Source organism: Anaerolineales bacterium (assembly GCA_022866145.1).
In the GTDB taxonomy this organism is placed as follows: domain Bacteria; phylum Chloroflexota; class Anaerolineae; order Anaerolineales; family E44-bin32; genus PFL42.
Genome location: JALHUE010000431.1, coordinates 1 through 3,696, shown reverse-complemented (window position 1 = coordinate 3,696; position 3,696 = coordinate 1). Strand labels below are relative to the sequence as shown.

Below are 3,696 nucleotides of genomic sequence, written 5' to 3'. Positions count from 1 at the left end.
GCCGCGGCGGCGGGCCTCGACGTAGTACTGCTCGCGGAAGCCGTAGGTGATGATGTTCTTGTACAGGACAACGACCTGGCAATCCGGGTTGAGCATCTTCAACCGGATAGCGTTCTTGATGGTGTTGGTGCAGCAGATGCGTGAGCAGTACTCCACGCCGTTGTCCGCCGGGACACATTGGATCATCACCACAGATTTCAGGCGCGTTGCCCGCTCCGGATTGTGCGCCAGGATCTCCTCCAGCTGCGACTGTCGCACGAGGCGTGGGTCCTTGTCCAGCAGGTAATGTCGGCTGGAAGCCTCGATGCCGCCGGTGGCCAGGATGGTAACGCTGTGGCCAATCTCGGTGTCCTGGTGTTGCCCCGGTCCGACCTCGGTTCGTAGGCGAGCGCGGAAGTCGCCGACACTGCCGGAGTGGGACACAACCTGGCTGCGCAGGTACAGGTTGATCCGGTTGTGACCGACGACGCGATTGACCAGATCGCGCTGCAGTCGTTGTGGGTTGACGCCCTCAGCGACGTAGTATACGTGGTGCAAGTTGCCCCCGAGCATTTCACTCTGCTCGACCAGGTGCACCTGGTAGCCGGCATCGGCGATGGCCAGGGCGGCGGTCATGCCGCTCACGCCGCCCCCGATCACCAGCGCCTGCCGCTTGGGCAGGCGTTCGGATTTCTCAATCGGTTCCGCCAGGCGGACGTGCTCGACGCCGAGGCGGATCAGCTCGCAGGCCTTGCGGGTGGCCCCGACCGGGTCGCCGGCATGCACCCAGGCGCACTGCTCGCGCAGGTTGACCAGCTCGGCCAGGTACGGGTTGATTCCGTCCTGGCTTACCCAGCGCTGGAAAAGCGACTCGTGGGTTCGCGGAGTGCAGGCGCCGATCACCACTCGCCCGGTGGAAGAGTCCCGTAGCATTTCGTGGATGCGGGCCTCGCCTTCGGCGAAACAGGCCAGCGGCAGGACCTCGACCCGCTCAACCCCCGGCAGCTGCCTGGCGTACTCGGCCACGGTCTTCAGGTCGATGGTGTGGCCGATCTCTCCGGCGCACTCGCACAACGCCACGCCGATCCCGTCACCCCTGGGAGCGGCCTCAGCCCGAGCGTCGGCGGGCAAGGCGCTGCTGATGAACGGATGGGTCCGGCTGAAGGCGCGCTGGCCGAGCTGGTCGTGCAGAAGGTGCATCGCCTCAGCGGCCGCGCCCGAGGCGTCCAGGATGGTCTCGGCGATTTCCTTGGGGCTGGCAAAGGCGCCACAAACGAACACGCCCGGGCGGGAGGAGTCCAGCGGCGCAAACTTGTCGGTCTCACAGAAGCCGTAGGCATTGAGCTCGACGCCGAGCAGGCGGGCAATCTCGATCGATTTGGCCGGGGGACGAATGCCCACCGCCAGCACCAGCAGATCGAAGCGCTCCACCCGGATCGGCCCCTGTCCGGGAAGCTGGTCATCGTGCTCGCGGCCGACCGGGTACCGCAGGATGATCTCGCCGGTATGCGGGTCTTCATCGACGCCGGAAATCCGGCAGCGGGTGTAATGGATGCCGTAATCCTGTCGCGCCTGCAGATAGTACTGGTTGTACTCTTTGTTGAAGGCCCGCTCGTCCATGGTGAAGATATGGCATTCGACATCCGGGTTGCGCTGCTTGGCGAGCATCGCCTCTTTGGTGGCATACATGCAGCAGATCGACGAGCAGTACGGATTGCGCTGATCGCGCGAGCCGACGCATTGCAGCCAGGCGATGCGCTTAGGCGCCGCCCCGTCCGACAGGCGGCGGACAACGCCTTCGGTCGGACCGGAACGAGACGCCAGCCGCTCATACTGCATCGACGTAATCACATTCCGGATGCGCCCATATCCGAGCTCGGGCATCAGGCTGGGGTTGAACGGTTCGAAGCCCATGGCCAAGATGATGGCGCCAACATGAATGTCGAATTCGAGGGGCTCTGCCTCCAGGCTGACAGCCTGGGTTGGACAGATCTCGACGCACTTGCGGCAGTCGTCGCAGGCGTTGGTCTTGGTCAGCAGGTAGTAAGCATCGGGGATCGAGCGGGGAGCGGACTTGTCGATAGCCTTGCGCGTGCTCAACCCGAGCTGGAATCCGCTGGGGCGGATTTCGGGACAGACATCGGCGCACCGACCGCAGTTGATGCACCGGGAGGCATCGACGAACGCCGGCTGCTGCCTGAGGCGGAGTTGGAAGTCTCCGGCTTGCCCCTGGCACTCCAACACATCGGTCGAGGTCAGGATGGTGATGTTCGGGTGCCGGTTGTGGTCGAGCAGGGCCGGGCTGATCGAAGGCCGGGTGCAGCCGAAGCCGTGATCGGGCGTGCCGCGGCACAGGACGCAGTCGTGCGTTGGAAACATGAAGCCGAGCTGGGCGACGCGGCCGCCCAACGCCGGGCTGGTCTCCATCAGGTAAGCATGGATCCCGGCTTCGGCTAGGTCGAGGGCAGCCCGCATGCCGCCCACGCCGCCGCCAATGACCAGTACGCCGTCGGGAGCCTGCGCGCCTCCGGAGATGTTCGGGTCAAAGCTGGCTATCGCCATGAGCGCCTTTCCGGAATGGGGTCGGGCAGGCGGCTATCCCGACGCGGCCGGCGCCAGGGGTCCCGCCACGCTATTCCGCCTATTCTTATCGTCTATGGTAGACCTGCAGCTGGGTGCCCCCCAGTGGAGGAGATCACGGGGATGGGGGTACGAACTTCGCCGTCAGCTGCAATCCAACTCGGGCCGCGTTCGGGATGCCGCCGTCTCCCAGAGGCTATCCCAGATCCACGCCCACGGTTCCCGGCATTGGCGAGCCACCCAGATGCTCATGAGGGTGTAGCCCTTGACCAGGTCCAGCGGTTCCTGAACCACCGCTCGATCCGGACGACGCAGCAGCACGCCCAGACTGCCGAGCGACAGGTGGATGAGGCCGGCGCAAGGACCAGCCCATTCGCGGGCTGACGGTTCGGGGACACTCCCCCTCAGCGAGGGTAGCCGCATTCCATTCGCCTTGCCGACCTCTCCCCCGACTGCCACAATAGGGAGCTCATGGGCGCGTAGCTCAACTGGTCAAAGCGCACAGTTCACATCCGTGAGCTCGAGGCTTCGAGTCCCCCGCGCCCACGTCTGTCCTTGCAGGTAATTCCCTTGGTCAGCTGCGAGGTCAAGAGGTGCGGTCCTGCCTGGGCAGTGCAGGTCCCGCCATTCTGAATTGCCAAGCATGGGAGTGACGCTGGCCTTGGTCAGGTCGGGGGTCGGCTTGTTCCCTCTGCATCCAGCTCGATCGGGTCGCCCGAAGGCCCTGAAATATCTCGAGACGTCGGTTCGAGTCCCAGGGTCGCTTCCTGAGCTAGTCGTGTCACCGGAGAAACCAAGAGACCTGCCGATTTCCGGCACAACTCCTTTACGCTTGTGAAGACGTGGTCGGGTCAGGGTCCGCAGCATCCACATTCGCTTCCCGGGAGGCCGGCGCCCCTCTTCAATAGGGGGCCTGTTCCAAGGCGCGTATCTCTCTCCCTTGGCGAGGCAGACCATCGCAAGCCTCTTGCGAATCAAGTCGACTCTTTCGGGAGCGGCCTACCGCTTAGAGGATCGGCCTGTCCCGCCTGCTGAGGCAGGACCGGGTGACAAGTGTGGGCGCGCGGCCGCGTTGCGCTCGCTCTCCCCACGACTCTCCCTGTGCGAGAACCAAGCAGAAGTCACGGAACCCGGGAG

At 64.7% G+C, this 3,696-nt stretch carries 2 protein-coding genes and 1 tRNA gene; 1 reads left to right on the top strand and 2 read right to left on the bottom strand.

Annotation, left to right across the window (positions count from 1 at the left end; genetic code table 11):
* Positions 1-2,541: FAD-dependent oxidoreductase (locus tag MUO23_12985; protein ID MCJ7513866.1), on the bottom strand; the 2,541-nt coding region annotated here is incomplete at its 3' end.
* Positions 2,542-2,703: 162 nt separating this feature from the next.
* On the bottom strand, positions 2,704-2,982 hold the full coding sequence (locus MUO23_12980) for a hypothetical protein (protein ID MCJ7513865.1): 279 nt from the start codon (positions 2,980-2,982) through the stop codon (positions 2,704-2,706).
* Positions 2,983-3,032: 50 nt separating this feature from the next.
* Between MUO23_12980 and MUO23_12975 the strand changes: the two genes are divergently transcribed.
* Positions 3,033-3,105: transfer RNA gene (locus MUO23_12975), tRNA-Val, on the top strand.
* Positions 3,106-3,696: the final 591 nt, after the last annotated feature.